General features: G+C 52.2%; 17 protein-coding genes. 6 read left to right on the top strand and 11 right to left on the bottom strand.

The window, feature by feature from the left end; translation table 11 throughout:
* Positions 1-4: 4 nt before the first annotated feature.
* The 3 genes from gntR to ABVM99_RS17285 all read right to left on the bottom strand — a co-directional run bounded on the left by gntR (position 5) and on the right by ABVM99_RS17285 (position 2,986).
* Positions 5-1,000 (bottom strand): gluconate operon transcriptional repressor GntR, encoded by a 996-nt coding sequence (gene gntR / locus ABVM99_RS17295; RefSeq protein WP_023194633.1) that lies wholly within the window; start codon positions 998-1,000, stop codon positions 5-7.
* A 129-nt stretch (positions 1,001-1,129) separates the two neighbouring features.
* Positions 1,130-1,825: a pirin family protein gene (locus tag ABVM99_RS17290; RefSeq protein ID WP_000639789.1), complete on the bottom strand. Its 696-nt coding sequence runs from the start codon at positions 1,823-1,825 to the stop codon at positions 1,130-1,132.
* A gap of 123 nt (positions 1,826-1,948) precedes the next feature.
* Positions 1,949-2,986: an oxidoreductase gene (locus ABVM99_RS17285; protein WP_023194632.1), complete on the bottom strand. Its 1,038-nt coding sequence runs from the start codon at positions 2,984-2,986 to the stop codon at positions 1,949-1,951.
* A 467-nt stretch (positions 2,987-3,453) separates the two neighbouring features.
* Between ABVM99_RS17285 and yhhY the strand changes: the two genes are divergently transcribed.
* The 5 genes from yhhY to ABVM99_RS17260 all read left to right on the top strand — a co-directional run bounded on the left by yhhY (position 3,454) and on the right by ABVM99_RS17260 (position 8,254).
* Positions 3,454-3,942 carry an N-acetyltransferase gene (gene yhhY / locus ABVM99_RS17280; RefSeq protein WP_001290278.1) on the top strand — a complete coding sequence of 163 codons (489 nt, stop codon included), beginning with the start codon at positions 3,454-3,456 and terminating at the stop codon, positions 3,940-3,942.
* Positions 3,943-4,206: 264 nt separating this feature from the next.
* Complete coding sequence (locus ABVM99_RS17275; protein ID WP_000667440.1) at positions 4,207-5,421, top strand: PfkB family carbohydrate kinase; 1,215 nt, start codon at positions 4,207-4,209, stop codon at positions 5,419-5,421.
* Positions 5,422-5,436: 15 nt separating this feature from the next.
* Complete coding sequence (locus ABVM99_RS17270; protein ID WP_001066509.1) at positions 5,437-6,198, top strand: glutamine amidotransferase; 762 nt, start codon at positions 5,437-5,439, stop codon at positions 6,196-6,198.
* 53 nt (positions 6,199-6,251) lie between these two features.
* A complete protein-coding gene (locus ABVM99_RS17265; RefSeq protein WP_023194631.1) occupies positions 6,252-7,223 on the top strand; it encodes a DMT family transporter in 972 nt (323 codons plus the stop codon).
* Positions 7,220-8,254 carry a phosphotriesterase gene (locus ABVM99_RS17260; protein WP_000675710.1) on the top strand — a complete coding sequence of 345 codons (1,035 nt, stop codon included), beginning with the start codon at positions 7,220-7,222 and terminating at the stop codon, positions 8,252-8,254. The genes ABVM99_RS17265 and ABVM99_RS17260 overlap by 4 nt, the downstream gene beginning before the upstream one ends.
* Before the next feature lie 44 nt (positions 8,255-8,298).
* On the opposite strand, the gene ggt is transcribed toward ABVM99_RS17260, so the two are convergent.
* Positions 8,299-10,041, bottom strand: a complete 1,743-nt coding sequence (ggt, locus tag ABVM99_RS17255) for a gamma-glutamyltransferase (RefSeq protein WP_023194630.1) — start codon at positions 10,039-10,041, stop codon at positions 8,299-8,301.
* A gap of 125 nt (positions 10,042-10,166) precedes the next feature.
* Between ggt and ABVM99_RS17250 the strand changes: the two genes are divergently transcribed.
* The gene (locus ABVM99_RS17250) at positions 10,167-10,583 is read left to right on the top strand and encodes a DUF2756 family protein (protein ID WP_023194629.1); all 417 of its coding nucleotides are present in this window, start codon (positions 10,167-10,169) and stop codon (positions 10,581-10,583) included.
* A gap of 12 nt (positions 10,584-10,595) precedes the next feature.
* On the opposite strand, the gene ugpQ is transcribed toward ABVM99_RS17250, so the two are convergent.
* From ugpQ to livF, 7 genes are all read right to left on the bottom strand, one after another.
* A complete protein-coding gene (gene ugpQ, locus ABVM99_RS17245) occupies positions 10,596-11,336 on the bottom strand; it encodes a glycerophosphodiester phosphodiesterase (protein ID WP_052938217.1) in 741 nt (246 codons plus the stop codon).
* Positions 11,333-12,403: a sn-glycerol-3-phosphate import ATP-binding protein UgpC gene (locus tag ABVM99_RS17240; protein ID WP_000907842.1), complete on the bottom strand. Its 1,071-nt coding sequence runs from the start codon at positions 12,401-12,403 to the stop codon at positions 11,333-11,335. The genes ugpQ and ABVM99_RS17240 overlap by 4 nt, the downstream gene beginning before the upstream one ends.
* A 1-nt stretch (position 12,404) precedes the next feature.
* On the bottom strand, positions 12,405-13,250 hold the full coding sequence (ugpE, locus tag ABVM99_RS17235; protein WP_000572196.1) for a sn-glycerol-3-phosphate ABC transporter permease UgpE: 846 nt from the start codon (positions 13,248-13,250) through the stop codon (positions 12,405-12,407).
* Positions 13,247-14,134, bottom strand: coding sequence for a sn-glycerol-3-phosphate ABC transporter permease UgpA (gene ugpA, locus ABVM99_RS17230; RefSeq protein ID WP_000099303.1), 888 nt, complete (start codon positions 14,132-14,134; stop codon positions 13,247-13,249). The genes ugpE and ugpA overlap by 4 nt, the downstream gene beginning before the upstream one ends.
* Before the next feature lie 55 nt (positions 14,135-14,189).
* The gene (gene ugpB / locus ABVM99_RS17225; RefSeq protein WP_023194482.1) at positions 14,190-15,506 is read right to left on the bottom strand and encodes a sn-glycerol-3-phosphate ABC transporter substrate-binding protein UgpB; all 1,317 of its coding nucleotides are present in this window, start codon (positions 15,504-15,506) and stop codon (positions 14,190-14,192) included.
* Positions 15,507-15,738: 232 nt separating this feature from the next.
* Positions 15,739-16,017: a hypothetical protein gene (locus ABVM99_RS17220; RefSeq protein ID WP_020838617.1), complete on the bottom strand. Its 279-nt coding sequence runs from the start codon at positions 16,015-16,017 to the stop codon at positions 15,739-15,741.
* 163 nt (positions 16,018-16,180) lie between these two features.
* A complete protein-coding gene (gene livF, locus ABVM99_RS17215) occupies positions 16,181-16,894 on the bottom strand; it encodes a high-affinity branched-chain amino acid ABC transporter ATP-binding protein LivF (protein ID WP_000416114.1) in 714 nt (237 codons plus the stop codon).
* Position 16,895 lies beyond the last annotated feature (1 nt).

Genomic DNA, 16,895 nt, shown 5'->3' with positions numbered 1-16,895 from the left:
CAGACTAAATAGATCCGCCCGGTGACAAGGTGAAACCTAAATCTAACATTTTCGGCGTGACCGTTTCGCCGCGAATGCGGGCCAACAGACGTTCCGCGCCAATGCTGCCCATTCGCTCGCGCGGCGTCAGGACGCTTGCCAGACGCGGTTCCATCACCTGGCCGATGTCATGACCGTGGAACCCGGCGATCGCCATGTCGCCCGGGATTTTTAGCCCCAGGCGCTGGCATTCGAAGGCCGCCCCCACCGCCAGGTCATCGTTGGTGCAAAAAATACCGTCAAGCTGTGGGTATTCGCGTCGCGCCTGGCGCATGAGTTCGATACCGGAAGAGTAGGATGAAGATTGCTCCATCATCACACTGTAAGGAACCAGGCCTGAGTCCCGCATCGCCTGTTCATAGCCCTTCTGCTTGATGATAGTACGTTCGTCGAGGCGCGCCCCCAGATAGGCGATATGACGATGACCACGCGCGATAATCGCGGCGGTCATCTGACGGGCGGCCTCGAAGTTGTCAAAACCGACGGCAATATCGAGACACGGCGACTGGCTGTCCATCAGTTCCACCACCGGAATCCCGGCGACTTCGATCATTTTTAAGGTGCGCGGCGTATGGGTACGCTCAGTGAGGATCAGGCCGTCGATATTCCAGGAGAGCATCGATTCCAGGCGCTCCTGCTCCATCTCCGGTTTATAGCCGTAGTGCGCCAGCATGGTTTGATAACCATGCGCGTCGGTGACAGCCTCAATGCCGCGTAACACTTCCGCAAAGACCTGGTTGGTTAAAGACGGCAGCAGAACGCCAATGGCGCGGCTGGTGGCGTTGGAAAGAATGTCAGGCGCGCGATTAGGAATGTACCCGAGCTCATCAAGCGCAGCCGCAATTTTACCCCGCAGCGCGACGGAGACCTGCTCCGGATTACGCAAAAAACGGCTGACCGTCATTTTGGTCACGCCCACGCGGTCGGCTACATCCTGAAGTACGGGTCTTTTCTTTTTCATCGTCCTGAAAGGTATAAAAGGGATAGATTTTCCCAGTTTACCACGGACGTGCGGAATTAATGACAAACGATGAAAAGCCGGATGGCAACGCTTTCGCGTCTTATCCGGCCTACAAAAGGTTACAGCACGTTAGACTGGCGGCAAGTCAAACAACAACACTTCGCTGTCGCTGTCGGCATGAATCGAGATTGCCTGCTCATCCCAAATCGCCAGGCCGTCGCTGGTGGTGGCTTTAGTACCGTTAATGGTCACGTTACCTTTTACCACCTGGATCCAGACGCGGCGCTCAGCGGCAATCTGATGCACCGACTGCTCATCTTTGAGCAGCGCCCAGCGGTACAGCTCCATATCCTGGTGGACCTTCAGCGAACCATCGCGAGCATCTGGCGAAAGCACCAGTTGCTTGCCCTGCGCGGCGTCGAAGCGGCGCTGTTCGTAGCGCGGCGTGATGCCGGTTTCTTGCGGAATGATCCAGATCTGGTACAGCCGCAGACGATCCGTTTTGCTCGGGTTGTACTCGGAGTGGCGAACGCCGGTCCCGGCGCTCATAATCTGGAATTCACCGGCCGGAACCTGTTCTTTATTGCCCATACTGTCCTGGTGTTCTACGGCACCTTCCAGCACATAGGTCAAAATTTCCATGTCTTTATGCGGATGCGTGCCGAACCCCTGGCCTGCGTCGATCACGTCATCGTTAATCACGCGCAGCGCCGAGAACCCCATAAAGTTCGGATCGTAATAATCGGCAAAAGAAAAGGTATGCCAGGAGTCAAGCCAGCCATGATTCGCATGACCGCGGTCGTTTGCTTTGCGTAAGTAGATCATTGTGTTCACCCCCAGATGTTTTCGATGGAATAAGTGTGGACTCATTCCGTCCGGGATCATAGAGGGTGAAAATTGACTCCTCTGTTCAAAAAATATGAATAAGCGCAGAGGAGTCTGTAAGGGCTATTTAGCCAGGGTTATCGTCGCAGGCGTTGCCTGTTCGAAGGCACGTTCGAGGATTTCCAGGTTGGTAAGAACTTCAGATTCCTTGACGTAATTAGGCGTACCGACGGTCAACGTCTGGTACAGCGCATCATAGACGCGGCCATAGTCACCCGTTTCCGGTTTCACCTCTTCTTTCACGGTCACGCCGTCATCGTTAACATATTCCAGCACACCGACGGATTCGTCAGCGGCGAAACCGGGTTCGCCAGGCATAATGTTCGCTTTCAGGCTGGTTTCTTGTTGATCGATACCGTATTTCACAAACGAACCTTTGGTGCCGTGAACAATAAACTTCGGATAGTCGATTTTCACCAGATGGCTGGTTTTAACGATAGCCTTCAAATCGCCATAAAATAGTTGCGCTTCAAAGGTGTCATCCGGATTCGCTTTATTACGCAGGCTACGAATGTCATACGCGACATGATCCGGACGGCCAAATAGCGAAATAATTTGATCCATGGTGTGGACGCCAAGTCCGTAGAATGCGCCATCCTGCGGCAGGCCCGGTTTGGTTTCTGCTACCGGGCGGTAATAATCGAAATGGCTTTCAATTTCGACAATCTTGCCCAGTTTGCCGCTCTCAATCGCTTTTTTAGCCGTGAGAAAACAGGAATCAAAACGTCGATTCTGATACGGCGTAACGGTCAGTCCTTTGCTTCGCGCCAGGTCGAACAACACTTTTGCCTGCGCCAGCGTCGGCGTGAAAGGTTTCTCAACCAGCACATTTTTACCCGCTTCCAGCGCGCGTTTGGCGTATTCGAAATGGCTATCAGCATGTGTACAGACGATCACCAGTTTTACCTGCGGATCGCCCAACACCTCATCCAGATCGCTGGTGAAGTGAATGTGAGAATAGATCGGCGCCTGCTCTTCCGGTTTAGCGTGACGACGGAAAATATGTGCGACATGCCAGGTATCTTTCCGATTCAGAACGTAGGGGAGATGGTAACGGGTGGTACTTTTGCCGAATCCAATAAATGCGCAGTGTAAGGTCATGAGACGATCCTTTTGAAGATGATTGTTTACACCATAGCGCAAAGCGTGAGGAGACTGAATGTTGGATTCTTTGCCGGATGCGGCGTTGCCTTTTTGGGCCTACAAAAGCAGATGCCTCAAGATCGGGCGTAAGTGGCGCAGGCAGATTATTCACGGCCTGCGCGCAGGGCCCGGAGCGTACTAAATGTACGTGAGGAGCACGAGCACTTCCCGGGGACAAAATGACAAGTAAGCCAGGCTGAAACAAAACCCCAAAAAAAAAGCCAGCAAAAGCTGGCCAAAATAATACTGGAAGCAATGTGAGCAATGTCGTGCTTTCAGGTTCTCCGTAGGGTTCCCCTGAATGCAAGGCAATAATAATCATTCTCATTCGCACTTGTCTACTTCTTTTTGCAAAAAAATGCAGTTGACGGAATTTTCTTTCTCAGCGAGTGTAAATACACAATTACCCCTGCAGGAGATAAGGAATGAGTGAGATAGTGATACGCCACGCTGAACCGAAAGATTACGACGCCATTCGTCAGATCCACGCCCAGCCGGAGGTGTACCACAACACGCTACAGGTTCCTCATCCTTCCCTCGAAATGTGGCAGGCGCGGCTAACCGAGCAAGCCGGGGTTAAACAACTGGTTGCCTGCATTGACGATATTGTCGTTGGCCATCTTTCTATTCAGGTCACCCAACGTCCCCGTCGCAGCCACGTGGCCGATTTTGGTATCTGCGTGGATGCCCGGTGGCACAATCGCGGTATTGCCAGCGCGCTGATCCGCACGATGATCGACATGTGTGACAACTGGCTGCGCGTTGACCGTATCGAGTTAACGGTGTTTGTTGATAACGAGCCCGCCGTGGCGGTGTATAAGAAGTACGGCTTTGAAATCGAAGGCACCGGTAAGAAATACGGCCTGCGCAACGGTGAGTACGTTGATGCGTACTTTATGGCGCGCGTGAAATAGCGCTTCCCCGCCCCACCCTGTGGGGCGAAACGTCACAAACCTTCATCACATTCCAGTTATTACAACCTACTTCCCCTATATCAAAACAATAACCACCTGAATTTCATGGTTATTACCACTTTAAGCTTTATCACCGTTTTTTCCGTAATTTTAGCAATATTAATATTACATTTTTGTTTTTTTTTGGTTTCTGCCATCACTTTATGGTGACAATCACAACAATATACTCCTCCCGGGACTAATTTAACCACGGTGAGGTAAAAAATGAAATTTGAACGCCATCATAGAATATTGAAGGAACTCAGTATTTCGGGAGTTGTAAAAGTTTCAAATCTGGCGAAAAGTCTCAAGGTAACAAAGGAAACTATTCGTTCAGATCTCAATGAACTTGCCGGACAGGGATATCTTACTCGCTGTCATGGTGGTGCATTTATTACCCTTGATTCTCTTGATAACGTCGCAAAAAATGAAATTGCTTATGTGCTGGAAAAATATGAATCAGCGCAGAAAATAAAAAAAGGTCTCTCTGCCATGAAAAATAATGTATGTGTTATTGGCTCGTTCAATGTTGATATCATCAGTTATCTACCGAGATTACCCTCAACGGGAGAATCATTGCTGGCCGATAAATTTATTTTTTCACCCGGCGGTAAGGGATGTAATCAGGCATTAGCAGCAAGCTATGCCGATTCTGATGTGCATTTTATTACTAAAGTCGGCTCAGACCATTTTAGTGATTATGCCATTAATTTTATAAACTCATCAAAAATCCATAAAAGTGTTATCTACCAGACCAAAGAAACACAAACAGGTACAGCAACCATCATGGTGAATGGAGATACCGGAGATAACGTCATCGCTATCTACCCTGGCGCCAACATGACAATTTCCCCTGATGAAATCACCATTCAGAAAGAAGCCATTGTTCATTCAGATATTGTTCTTGTCCAACTGGAGACGAATTACGAAGCGCTGCAGCAAACAATTCGTCTCGCACAAAAAAATGACATACCGGTCATTATCAATCCAGCGCCATACAATGACATGGTTAACACCATCATTGATAACATTGACTATATTACGCCAAATGAAACGGAAGCAGGCCTGCTGGCCAATATGGCGGTTAATGATATCGAATCAGCCAAATGCGCGGCCAAAATTATTCATCAGAAAGGCGTCAAAAATACCATTATTACATTAGGTAGCAAAGGTTCGCTTGCTTATGATGGCACACAATTCATCTATTCCCCGGCATTTCCGGCAGTTGTAAAAAATACGGCAGGAGCGGGTGACGCTTTCAATGGCGCCCTCGCATCTGGTCTTGCAAAAGGAAAGTCACTGGCATCCGCATTGTGCTACGCCAGCGCATTTGCCTCACTTGCGGTTGAAACGCCTAATGCCTCTGATATGCCGGAAAACGACTCCGTTCTTCATCGTATTCAGGGTTCACATTACAAACAAACTATCTCTACTCACTAAATCAAGGAGCAGACTATGAACAATACGCAGAAAAAACTAAAGGTGCTCTTTATTGGAGAATCCTGGCATATTCATATGATTCATTCAAAAGGTTATGACAGTTTCACCTCCAGTAAATATGAAGAAGGCGCTACATGGTTACTGGAATGCTTGAGGAAAGGCGGCGTTGATATTGATTACATGCCTGCCCACACAGTACAAATTGCCTTTCCAGAGAGTATTGACGAATTAAATCGTTACGATGTGATTGTTATTAGCGACATTGGTAGTAATACCTTCCTGTTGCAAAACGAGACATTTTATCAGCTAAAAATAAAACCAAACGCTCTGGAGTCCATTAAAGAGTACGTCAAAAATGGCGGTGGACTACTCATGATTGGCGGCTATCTGTCGTTCATGGGTATTGAGGCAAAAGCCAATTATAAGAACACCGTTCTTGCTGAGGTTCTGCCAGTTATTATGCTTGATGGCGATGACCGGGTAGAAAAGCCCGAGGGTATCTGTGCTGAGGCTGTCTCACCTGAACATCCTGTTGTTAACGGATTCTCAGATTACCCGGTATTTCTTGGATATAACCAGGCCGTCGCCAGAGACGATGCCGATGTCGTATTAACAATAAATAATGACCCATTGTTAGTGTTCGGTGAATACCAACAGGGTAAAACCGCCTGCTTTATGAGTGACTGCTCCCCACACTGGGGAACCCAGCAGTTTATGTCATGGCCATTTTATACCGACCTGTGGGTCAACACGCTTCAATTCATCGCCAGAAAATAAAAAACAATGGAGTAACGAAAGTTACTCCTTTTATAAAATATAAGGATTGATGTATGAACAAGAATAAGTACTCAACCCCCTTACTGATGCTTGCCACCATCTTAGCCGGTATGCTTTCCCCGATGCAGTCTGCCGTTAATGGGCAGTTAGGACATTGGTTACAAGACGGTAATGCTTGCGCAGTAATCTCGTTTGCCAGCGGTCTGGTCGTCATGTTTTTTATTATTATTGCGCGCAAAGAAACACGCCAGCAATTCGCCTCAATCCCTACTCTGATTAAAAAGAGAAAAATCCCGCTATGGAATTGGTTTGCAGGATTATGCGGGGCGATGGTCGTATTTTCTGAGGGCGCATCTGCCAGCGCGCTGGGCGTTGCCACCTTTCAAACGGCATTAATTTCCGCTCTGCTTCTTTCCGGCCTGCTGTGCGACCGTTTTGGCATCGGTGTGGAGGAGAAGAAATATTTTACGCCATGGCGCATTACTGGCGCATTGTTCGCCGTTATCGCCACCATTTTTGTCGTGTCGCCACAGTGGCACTCAACCTCGTTTATCCTGCTCGCTATCCTCCCCTTTTTGGCAGGGTTACTCGCTGGCTGGCAGCCTGCGGGAAATGCGAAAGTCGCCGAGGCAACGGGCTCCATGCTGGTGTCCATTACATGGAACTTCATCGTCGGCTTTTGTGTCCTGGGCGCGGCGCTGGCGATACGTATCGCATTAGGCCATGTCACCATCCAGTTACCCAATACATGGTGGATGTATCTCGGTGGTCCGCTGGGTCTGCTGTCCATCGGGCTAATGGCGATTCTGGTGAGAGGCTTAGGACTATTGATGCTGGGCGTAGCGTCAACAGCAGGCCAACTGCTTGGCTCAGTGCTAATTGATGAATTGATCCCTTCATTAGGCAATACGGTCTACCTGGTCACCATCATCGGTACGCTGTTCGCGTTAGTCGGTGCGATTGTGACCACCATCCCTGAATACAGAGCATCCAAAATGGCGCAAAGAATGGAGGTGTCAGAATGAAAGGTTTCCTGCAAACCGTAACAGGCCCGGTGGCGCATACGGATATGGGGCTGACGCTACCGCATGAACATCTGTTTAACGATCTGTCTTCGGTCGTAGACGAGCCACATTATGCTTTTTCACAGCAACTGGTGGGAAAGAAAGTCAGTGCTGACCTGCAGTGGGGGCTGAAACACGACCCATACTGCTGCGCCGATAATATGGACCGCAAAGAGATTGATGATGTTATCTTCGAAATCAATAACTTTATGTCTTTGGGCGGCAGGACGATTGTCGACGCCACCGGATCAGAATCCATTGGACGGGACGCCTCAGCGCTGCGAGAAGTTGCCTTAAAAACGGGTTTGAATATCGTTGCGTCATCCGGACCTTATCTGGAGAAATTTGAAAGTACCCGGATCCATAAACCTGTTGAGCTGTTAGCCTCACTCATTGATAAAGAACTGAATCAGGGTATTGGCGAGACGGATATTCGCGCTGGCATGATCGGTGAAATCGGCGTATCTCCCGCGTTTACCCAAGCGGAGCGTAACAGCCTGCGGGCAGCGTCTCTGGCACAATGTAACAACCCCCACACGGCGATGAATATCCATATGCCAGGGTGGCTGCGGCTGGGGGATGAGGTGCTGGATATCGTGCTGGAAGAAATGAACGTCTCTCCGGCAAAAGTCTCGCTGGCGCATTCGGACCCTTCAGGAAAAGATGTCGTCTATCAACGTAAAATGCTCGACCGCGGCGTATGGCTTGAATTTGACATGATTGGTCTGGACATCACCTTCCCAAAAGAAGGTGTCGCGCCGGGCGTTCAGGAGACCGCAGATGCAGTAGCGAATCTGATTGCACTGGGTTACGCCGACCAAATCGTTTTAAGCCATGATGTTTTTCTCAAACAGATGTGGGCGAAAAATGGCGGAAATGGCTGGGGGTTTGTCCCGAATGTCTTCCTCGCCTATCTGGCTGCTCGCGGAGTAGACAACGATACTCTGCGCAAGCTTTGTATTGATAATCCAGCCCGATTACTCACGGCATAATCTGCAAATAGCCCGGTGTCTGACACCGGGCCTGGAATTAAAAATCAGTATCCCGCCGTTAAATCATCCACCGAACGCGGGTCAGACGCACCGTACAGTTCGCCATCCGGTCCAACCATAATACTTTGGGTGCTGCCCATCGCTTCTTTCAGCGCGACTTTCTGCCCTTTCTGTTCCAGCAACTTTAGCGTATCGGGGCTGAAGCCCTTTTCTACCCGCAGTTCGTCCGGCAACCATTGATGATGGAAACGCGGCGCGTTGGTCGCTTCGGCGACGTTCATGCCAAAATCAATGCTGTTCACTACCATTTGCAGCACAGTAGTGATGATTCGACTCCCGCCAGGACTGCCGGTCACCAGCCAGGTTTTGCCGTCTTTTACCACGATAGTGGGCGACATCGACGACAGCGGACGCTTCTTCGGACCGACCGCGTTAGCATCGCCGCCTACCAGGCCATAAACATTAGGTACACCGGGTTTAGCAGAAAAATCATCCATTTGATTATTCAGCAGAATACCGGTATTTCCCGCCACAATTCCTGTGCCGAAGGTGGTGTTCAGGGTATAGGTCACCGCCACAGCATTGCCGTCTTTATCCACCACCGAGAAGTGGGTGGTCTGGTTGCTTTCATACGGGGCGAGCTTGCCCGGTTTTATCTGGCTGGAAGGTTTGGCCTTGTTGATATCAATTTGATCGGCCAGCGTTTTCGCATAGGCTTTGTTGGTCAGCGCCTGCCACGGCACTTTCACAAAGTCCGGATCGCCCAGATACTCTGAGCGGTCAGCGTAGGCGTATTTTTCCGCTTCCGCCATGATTTGCATGGCATCGGCGCTGCCAAAGCCGTACTTCTTCATGTCGAAATTTTCAAGGATATTGAGAATTTGCACGATGTGAATACCGCCTGAGGATGGCGGCGGCATGGAGAAGACCTGATACCCGCGATAGTCACCGCTGATTGGCGTACGCTCAACGGCTTTATAGCTGGCTAAATCCTCTTTGGTCATCAGACCGCCGTTCTTCTGCATTTCCCCGGCAATCTGGTCGGCAATCGCCCCTTTATAAAACGCAGCCGGGCCGTTTTCGGCAATCATTTCCAGGCTTTTCGCCAGATTCTTCTGGACCAGCTTATCGCCTTTTTTCAGCGGCTCACCGTCTTTCCAGAAAATGGCTTTGCTGTTCTCATGATTAGGGATCACTTCGCTGCCGTAAGTTTTTAAGTCGTCGGCCAGCGCATCGTTAACCACAAAACCCTCTTCCGCCAGCTTCATCGCCGGACGCACCACTTTATTCAGCGGCATCGTGCCGTATTTCTCCAGCGCCAGCGAGAACCCCGCCACGGTACCCGGCGTACCGGATGCCAGATGCGACGTCAGCGACTTTTTCGCATCGGCGTTACCCTGATCGTCGAGGAACATATCGCGCGTAGCGCCGGCAGGCGCCATTTCACGAAAATCAATCGCCGTAGTAGCGCCATCTTTAGTGCGCAGCAGCATAAATCCCCCGCCGCCCAGATTCCCGGCTTGCGGATGCGTGACAGCCAGCGCATAGCCCACGGCGACGGCGGCATCCACGGCATTACCGCCCTGCTTTAAGATATCCACGCCAACCTGCGTCGCCATTGCATCCACGGACGCCACCATCCCTTGCGTCGCCCGCACAGGATGAAAGACATCTTCTTCAACACCATAGGAGACTGGCGGCGCGACGGGAGGATTGGCCACCGCGCTAAACGTCCCCCCGGCCAGCAGAGCGGCAATCGCCACCCAGCGCATAAACGTTGGTTTCATCGTTGTTTTTCTCCAGATAAATGGGTGTATGTCCCGTTTAATCCTGGTCCACAACGCTTAAAAAATCATCATCATGGCGAAATAGAGGTACACTTAAAAAGAGGCCTCATCGGGAGGAGACAACAATGAAACGCTTACTACTTATTACGGCTTTGTTACCCTTTGCTGTATTGGCCCAGCCAATTAACACTATGAATAATCCTAATCAGCCAGGTTATCAGATCCCCAGCCAGCAGCGTATGCAGACGCAGATGCAAACGCAGCAGATTCAGCAGCAGGGTATGTTGAAACAACAGATGCAAACGCAGGCGCGCAGCCAGCAGCAAAATCTACAGTCGCAGTTGAATGCCAATACGCAGCGGGTTCAGCAGGGACAGCCGGGCAACGGTATGCTCGGTCAGCAAACGCTGCCCAATACGCAGGGCGGAATACTCAGCGGCAGCGGAAATCCGGACCGGATGCTAAACCATTCCCAGCCAATGTTGCAGCAGGGCAGCGGGACGCCGCAGCCTGACATCCCGCTGAAAACCATCAGCCCTTAAAACTGACGGCCCTTAAAACTGAAAGTGAGGGCCGATGTCATCAATGCGATCGGTGCAGATACAATCCACGCCCCAGCGCAGCAGCTCTGCCGCCCGCTGGGGCTGATTGACGGTATACACCAGAATCCGCAGACCCGCGGCCTTAATCTCTTGCACTCGCGTCTCATCGAGTAATTTATGGTTGAGATGGAGGGAAACACAGCCCAGACGGGTCGTCAGTTCACGCCAGTCTTCACGCCATTTATCCAGCAGTAACCCGCGCGGCAGTTCAGGTGCTGCCGCCCGAGCCGCTTCCAGCGCCTCTATCTCAAAGGAAGAGAGCAGCGGCGGCGTCATCCCGGCCCACAGTTCACGGGCGGCCAACGCCACGACGCGTCCTGTTAGCCTTTCGCTCCCCGTTGTCGGTTTGATCTCAATATTCGCCATCATGCCGTGTTTACGGCAGCGCTCCGCCACCTGCGAGAGCAACGGCAGCGGCTCGCCTTTAAATTCGCAGCTAAACCAACCGCCAGCGTCCACACGCAATAAATCCTGCCAGTTCAACTCGCCCGCCACGCCCCAACCGTTGCTGGTGCGCTCCAGGTTATCGTCATGCAGCAGGAAAATTTCGCCGTCTTTCGACAGCTTGGCATCAAACTCAATCATGGTGTGCCCGTATCGCGCGCCCACGTCAATCGCCGCCAGAGTGTTTTCCGGCGCCAGTTTACCGCCGCCGCGATGGGCGACAATGTGGGGATAAGGCCAGTTACTCATACACGTTGTCCTGTTTCGCCATCAAAAAGATGTCGCTGATGTTCCGGCAGATGCAGCCATAGCGTACTGCCCGCCGCCGGGCGCTGCTGATGCGCCAACCGCACCACCAGTTTCTGATCGCCCCAGCGCCCATGCGCCAGATTATCCGCGCCCAGAATCTCCAGCGTATCTACCGTTAGCGGCACGCCGCCTTCCGCCTGCGAGCTTAACGCAATATGCTCCGGTCGGATACCCAGCGTCATTTTACGTCCAGCATGACCCCGATAGCCCGCACCAATCGGCAACGCCAGACCGCCAGGCAATTCGAAACGGTCGCCGGAAGCGCTGATAACGCCGTCCAACAGATTCATCGCCGGGCTGCCGATAAAGCTCGCCACGAAGCGACTGGCTGGTTTTTCATACACCTCTACCGGCGTGCCAATCTGTTCTGCGACGCCTTTATTCATCACCATCACCCGCTGGGCCAGCGTCATCGCCTCTACCTGATCGTGAGTAACATAGAGCGAGGTGGTACGAAGACGACGATGCAGATGTTGTAACTCCAGACGCATCTGCACGCGCAGCTTGGCGTCGAGGTTAGAGAGCGGTTCGTCGAATAAAAAGACTGCCGGCTCGCGGACGATCGCGCGCCCCATTGCCACGCGCTGCCGTTGACCGCCGGAAAGCTCGCGTGGACGGCGTTTAAGCAGGCCGTCCAGCTCCAGAATGCGCGCCGCCTCCCGCACACGTTCTTCAATATGCGCTTTGCTCATACCGCGAATTTTTAGTCCCCACGCCATGTTCTCCTCTACGCTCATATGGGGATAGAGAGCATAGTTCTGAAATACCATCGCGATGCCGCGATCTTTGGGCTCCATCTCGGTGACCCGTTTGCGATCAATCCAGATATCGCCGCTGGTCACGCGTTCCAGACCAGCCACCATCCGCAACAACGTTGATTTGCCGCAGCCGGACGGCCCGACCATCACGATAAATTCGCCATCCGCCACGTCCAGCGTCAGCGGTTGAATGACCTGGGTTTTGCCGTCCCAGCTTTTGGTTACTGCCTGTAGTTTTAAACCAGCCATTTTATTTCTCACTATCGACCAGGCCACGCACAAACGCGCGCTGCATGGCTAAAACGATGACAACCGGGGGAATAAGGGTCAGCAGCATTGCCGCCATCACCTGGTTCCATTGCGTGGTACCTTCGCCAGTGGCGATCATCCCTTTGATACCCGCTACGGCAGTGCCAAGATTCACGTCGGTGATAATCAACAGCGGCCACAGATACTGGTTCCAGCCGTAGATAAAGGTGATGACGAATAACGCCGCCAGGTTGGTTTTTGACAGCGGCAACACGATGTCGCGGAAAAAGCGCATCGGCGACGCGCCGTCAATACGGGCCGCCTCCACCAGTTCATCCGGAAGCGTCATAAAGAACTGACGAAACAGGAAAGTGGCGGTAGCGGACGCCATCAGCGGTAGCGTCAGACCGGCATAGCTGTCGAGCATTTTCAGGTTGGCGATCACTTCCACCGTCGGGAAGATACGCACTTCAACCGGCAACATCAGGGTGATAAAAATCATCCAGAAGAACAGGTTACGCAGGGGAAAACGAAACCAGACGATGGCGAATGCGGAAAGCATAGATACCGTGATTTTGCCTACCGTAATGCTGAACGCCATAATGAAACTGTTAAGCATCATCAGCCAGAATGGCGCGCTATTAACACCGACGCCGTTGACCCAAATAGTTTTGATATTCTCCAGTAACTGCGTGCCGGGAAGCAGCGTCATCGGCGTCTCAAACACCGCGCGGTCGTCCAGCGTCGCCGCGACAAACGCGACATACAGCGGAAACAAAATGACCGCGATCCCCAGAATCAGCATGGTATGGCTGAATATTGTCAGCCCGCGACGATTCTCTATCATTGGTAACGCACCTTACTTTCCACATAGCGGAACTGCACCACCGTCAGAATGATGACGAGGAACATCAACACCACCGACTGCGCGGCGGACGCCGAGAGATCCAGGCCGGTAAACCCTTCGCGATAAATCTTATAAATCAGCGTCGTGGTGGCTTGTACCGGCCCGCCGGCGGTCGCGGCGTCAATCACCGGGAAGGTGTCGAAAAAGGCGTACACCAGGTTGACCACCAGCAGGAAGAAACTGACCGGCGCAATAAGCGGCAAAGAAAGCCGGAAGAAACGACGAATCGGCCCGGCGCCGTCAATGGCCGCCGCTTCCACCAGCGAGCGGGGAATGGATTGCAGCGCGGCAAAGAAGAATAAAAAGTTGTAACTAATCTGCTTCCAGACTGACGCAAATACCACCAGGAACATCGCCTGACCGCTGTTTTGCGCGTGGTTCCAGTCATAGCCGAATTCGCCGAGGAAATGGGTGATTAATCCCCGCCCCGGGTTAAACAGGAAAATCCACAATACGGCGGCGACGGCGGGCGCGACGGCATAAGGCAGCAGCATCAGCGTCTGATAAAAACGGCTGCCGCGCACCACGTAATCCACCAGGGCGGCGAAAAACAACGAGACCAGCAGGCCGCTAAACGTGACCAGCGCGCTGAATTTAATCGTCGTCCAGAAGGCATCGAGATAATAACTGTCGTGAAAAAGCGCGACGAAATTCTCCAGCCCGACAAATTGGCTGGAAAAACCAAACGGATCGACGCTTTGCAGCGAATACCACAGCGCTTCGCCCGCAGGCCAGATAAAGAAAATAACGGTGATAACCAACTGCGGGGCAACCAGTAAATACGGCAGCCAGCGCGAGCGGAACACCGGACGGGATGATGACATGAAGGTTCTTTTCCTGGAAGGTGCCGGATGGCGGTGCAAGCAGGCACTTATACACTTAAGATTTGCTCGCTTTCTCAAAACGACGCAGTAACTGATTCCCGCGATCCACCGCGGTATCCAACGCCTGTTGTGGGGTTTTCTTCCCGGTCCAGACGCTTTCCAGCTCTTCGTCCACGATGGTACGAATCTGCGGCATATTGCCCAGACGCAAGCCTTTGGTGAAGGGTAACGGCGGCTTATTCAACATCTGGCGAGTGGCGATATCCGCACCGGGGTTTTTATCGTAATAACCCTGCTCGCGGGTCAGGTCGTAGGCGGCGGTGGTAATCGGCAGGTAGCCGGTTTTTTGATGCCATTCAGCAGCGTTTTCCGGTTTTGCCAGGAAGTCGAGGAATTTGGCGACGCCGGTATAGGTTTCTTTATCTTTACCCTGCATGACCCATAGGCTGGCTCCGCCGATAATGGCGTTTTGCGGCGCGCCCTTGATATCAGCGTCGTACGGCATCATACCCACGCCATAGTTAAATTTGGCATACTGGCGGATATTGGCGAGCGAGCCGGAGGACGCGGTTGTCATCGCGCAGTCACCGTTATAAAACTTCTCGGTAGACTCGTCCTTACGCCCAACATAGCTAAAATCGCCTTTCTTATTCATCTCTTCCAGCAGCGCGATATGTTTCACCTGCTCTGGCTTATTAAACTCCAGCACCGCATCTGTACCGTCAAAGCCATTGTTTTTACTGGCGAAGGGGAGACCGTTCCAGGCGCTGAAGTTTTCCAGTTGGATCCAGCCTTGCCAGCCGCTGGCGTAACCGCATTTCATGCCTGCCGCTCTCAATTTCGCGGTATAGTCAGCCAGCTCCTGCCAGGTTTTCGGCGGCTGTTCCGGATCTAAACCGGCTTTCTTAAAGGCGTCTTTGTTGTAGTACAGTACCGGCGTGGAGCTGTTAAAGGGCTGGGAGAGCAGATGCCCGCTTTTAGCATCGGTGTAGTAGCCTGCAACGGTTGGTACAAACCGGGACTCGTCAAAGTTAATACCGGCGTCTTTAAACACTTCATAAACCGGCTTAATGGCTTTCGAGGCCATCATGGTCGCTGTCCCAACCTCATAAACCTGCAATATTGCCGGCGCGTTGCCGGTACGGAATGCCGCGATCCCGGCGCTCAGGTTCTGTTCATAGTTCCCCTTATAGACCGGAACGATTTTGTAATCCGGATTAGCCTGGTTGAAACGTTGCGCCAGTGAATCAACTTCTTTGCCTAACTCCCCTTCCATTGAATGCCAGAATGGAATAGTGGTGACGGCCAACGCCTGACCCGTAAATGCCAGACTCAGCGCCAGTCCTAAAGCTGTATGTCGTAACGATATCATCGGTTATCTCTCTTTTTGTGCCGGGATGCGCGATATCACGCGTTTTATGTTCGCGGGGGTAACATGACATGCTCGAATGACAGAAAAATAACTTTTTTATTACAAAAAAAAGATAGTAAGGCGACAGAGAGATGGCAAGGCAGTGAAAGCGCCGGAAAAGAAAAGTGGGAGCTACGGCACGTCTGACAGCGTAATGCTGACCAGACATGCGTTATTTGGCTGGCGTCAGCAGTTAATCACGATGAGAATACTTTTTGTACTGATTTTGTAAGCGCCGCTGATCTCGCCGCTCGCGTTCACGCTGAATGTCGGATTTTTCATCCTCCCACGTTGCACAATCCGGATGATGACGCACTTCGCAGGTCGTTGCGGCCAGTGGATAAGGCGTTGCGGTTTCTTCTTGCCAGATAGCAGGATCGCGGGGATCAAAATCGTTTGAGGTTAAGGCGTTAACACTGAACGAAGCCGCGAACAACAGCGTTCCCATTATGCAGGCGCCTGAACGTATCATCCTTGCTCCTTCTTCGGTGGTTATAGTTGATAACTATTCTCAACTATAACATATTGGTACGAAAAATGTTCTACTGATTTGCCGAATGCCGAGTAATCCGCCAGGTCCGGTAAGCGGTAGCGCCACCGGGCGCGTTTGCCAGATGGCAGCTGTAAACTGCGCCTTATCCGCCCAGATAGGCGCTGCGCACCGCTTCGTTCGCCAGCAGCGCATCACCGGTATCGGATAGCACCACGTGGCCGTTTTCCAGCACATAACCGCGGTCGGCGAGCTTCAGCGCCTGGTTGGCGTTCTGCTCGACAAGGAAGATGGTCATACCCTGCTCGCGCAACTGCTCAATGGTGTCGAAGATCTGCTGGATGATGATCGGCGCCAGCCCCAGCGACGGTTCATCCAGCAGCAATAGCCTCGGCTGGCTCATCAGCGCGCGGCCAATCGCCAGCATCTGCTGTTCGCCACCGGACATGGTGCCCGCTCGCTGGATACGGCGTTCATGCAGGCGCGGAAACAGCTCGTACACCCATTTGATACGCTCCTGAAACCGATCGCGCTCGGCAAAAAAACCGCCCATCGCCAGGTTCTCTTCCACCGTCATCCGCGAGAAGACGCGCCGCCCTTCCGGCACTATCGCCACCGCTTCACGCATGATTTTCGCCGTCTGCCAGTCGGTGATGTCTTTACCGTCAAACACCACCCGTCCGCTGGAGGCGCGCGGATCGCCGCACAAGGTGCCAAGCAGCGTCGTTTTCCCCGCGCCGTTAGCGCCAATTAGGGTAACGATTTCCCCCTGGTTGATGTGCAGACTGACGTCGTGCAGCGCCTGAATCTTGCCGTAGTGGGCGCTGACTTTTTCAAACGTTAACATCGTTTTTTCCATC

Source organism: Salmonella sp. SJTUF15591 (genome assembly GCF_043356435.1).
Classification (GTDB): Bacteria; Pseudomonadota; Gammaproteobacteria; order Enterobacterales; family Enterobacteriaceae; genus Salmonella; species Salmonella enterica.
Note: the sequence above shows the minus strand (reverse complement) of the source record. Positions and strands in the feature narration are given on the sequence as shown.

What these genes read in the sequence shown, in the direction of transcription:
- gntR (WP_023194633.1), bottom strand. Translation starts at nt 1,000, where the DNA reads ATGAAAAAGAAAAGACCCGTACTTCAGGATGTAGCCGACCGCGTGGGC.
- ABVM99_RS17290 (WP_000639789.1), bottom strand. Translation starts at nt 1,825, where the DNA reads ATGATCTACTTACGCAAAGCAAACGACCGCGGTCATGCGAATCATGGC.
- ABVM99_RS17285 (WP_023194632.1), bottom strand. Translation starts at nt 2,986, where the DNA reads ATGACCTTACACTGCGCATTTATTGGATTCGGCAAAAGTACCACCCGT.
- yhhY (WP_001290278.1), top strand. Translation starts at nt 3,454, where the DNA reads ATGAGTGAGATAGTGATACGCCACGCTGAACCGAAAGATTACGACGCC.
- ABVM99_RS17275 (WP_000667440.1), top strand. Translation starts at nt 4,207, where the DNA reads ATGAAATTTGAACGCCATCATAGAATATTGAAGGAACTCAGTATTTCG.
- ABVM99_RS17270 (WP_001066509.1), top strand. Translation starts at nt 5,437, where the DNA reads ATGAACAATACGCAGAAAAAACTAAAGGTGCTCTTTATTGGAGAATCC.
- ABVM99_RS17265 (WP_023194631.1), top strand. Translation starts at nt 6,252, where the DNA reads ATGAACAAGAATAAGTACTCAACCCCCTTACTGATGCTTGCCACCATC.
- ABVM99_RS17260 (WP_000675710.1), top strand. Translation starts at nt 7,220, where the DNA reads ATGAAAGGTTTCCTGCAAACCGTAACAGGCCCGGTGGCGCATACGGAT.
- ggt (WP_023194630.1), bottom strand. Translation starts at nt 10,041, where the DNA reads ATGAAACCAACGTTTATGCGCTGGGTGGCGATTGCCGCTCTGCTGGCC.
- ABVM99_RS17250 (WP_023194629.1), top strand. Translation starts at nt 10,167, where the DNA reads ATGAAACGCTTACTACTTATTACGGCTTTGTTACCCTTTGCTGTATTG.
- ugpQ (WP_052938217.1), bottom strand. Translation starts at nt 11,336, where the DNA reads ATGAGTAACTGGCCTTATCCCCACATTGTCGCCCATCGCGGCGGCGGT.
- ABVM99_RS17240 (WP_000907842.1), bottom strand. Translation starts at nt 12,403, where the DNA reads ATGGCTGGTTTAAAACTACAGGCAGTAACCAAAAGCTGGGACGGCAAA.
- ugpE (WP_000572196.1), bottom strand. Translation starts at nt 13,250, where the DNA reads ATGATAGAGAATCGTCGCGGGCTGACAATATTCAGCCATACCATGCTG.
- ugpA (WP_000099303.1), bottom strand. Translation starts at nt 14,134, where the DNA reads ATGTCATCATCCCGTCCGGTGTTCCGCTCGCGCTGGCTGCCGTATTTA.
- ugpB (WP_023194482.1), bottom strand. Translation starts at nt 15,506, where the DNA reads ATGATATCGTTACGACATACAGCTTTAGGACTGGCGCTGAGTCTGGCA.
- ABVM99_RS17220 (WP_020838617.1), bottom strand. Translation starts at nt 16,017, where the DNA reads ATGATACGTTCAGGCGCCTGCATAATGGGAACGCTGTTGTTCGCGGCT.
- livF (WP_000416114.1), bottom strand. Translation starts at nt 16,894, where the DNA reads ATGGAAAAAACGATGTTAACGTTTGAAAAAGTCAGCGCCCACTACGGC.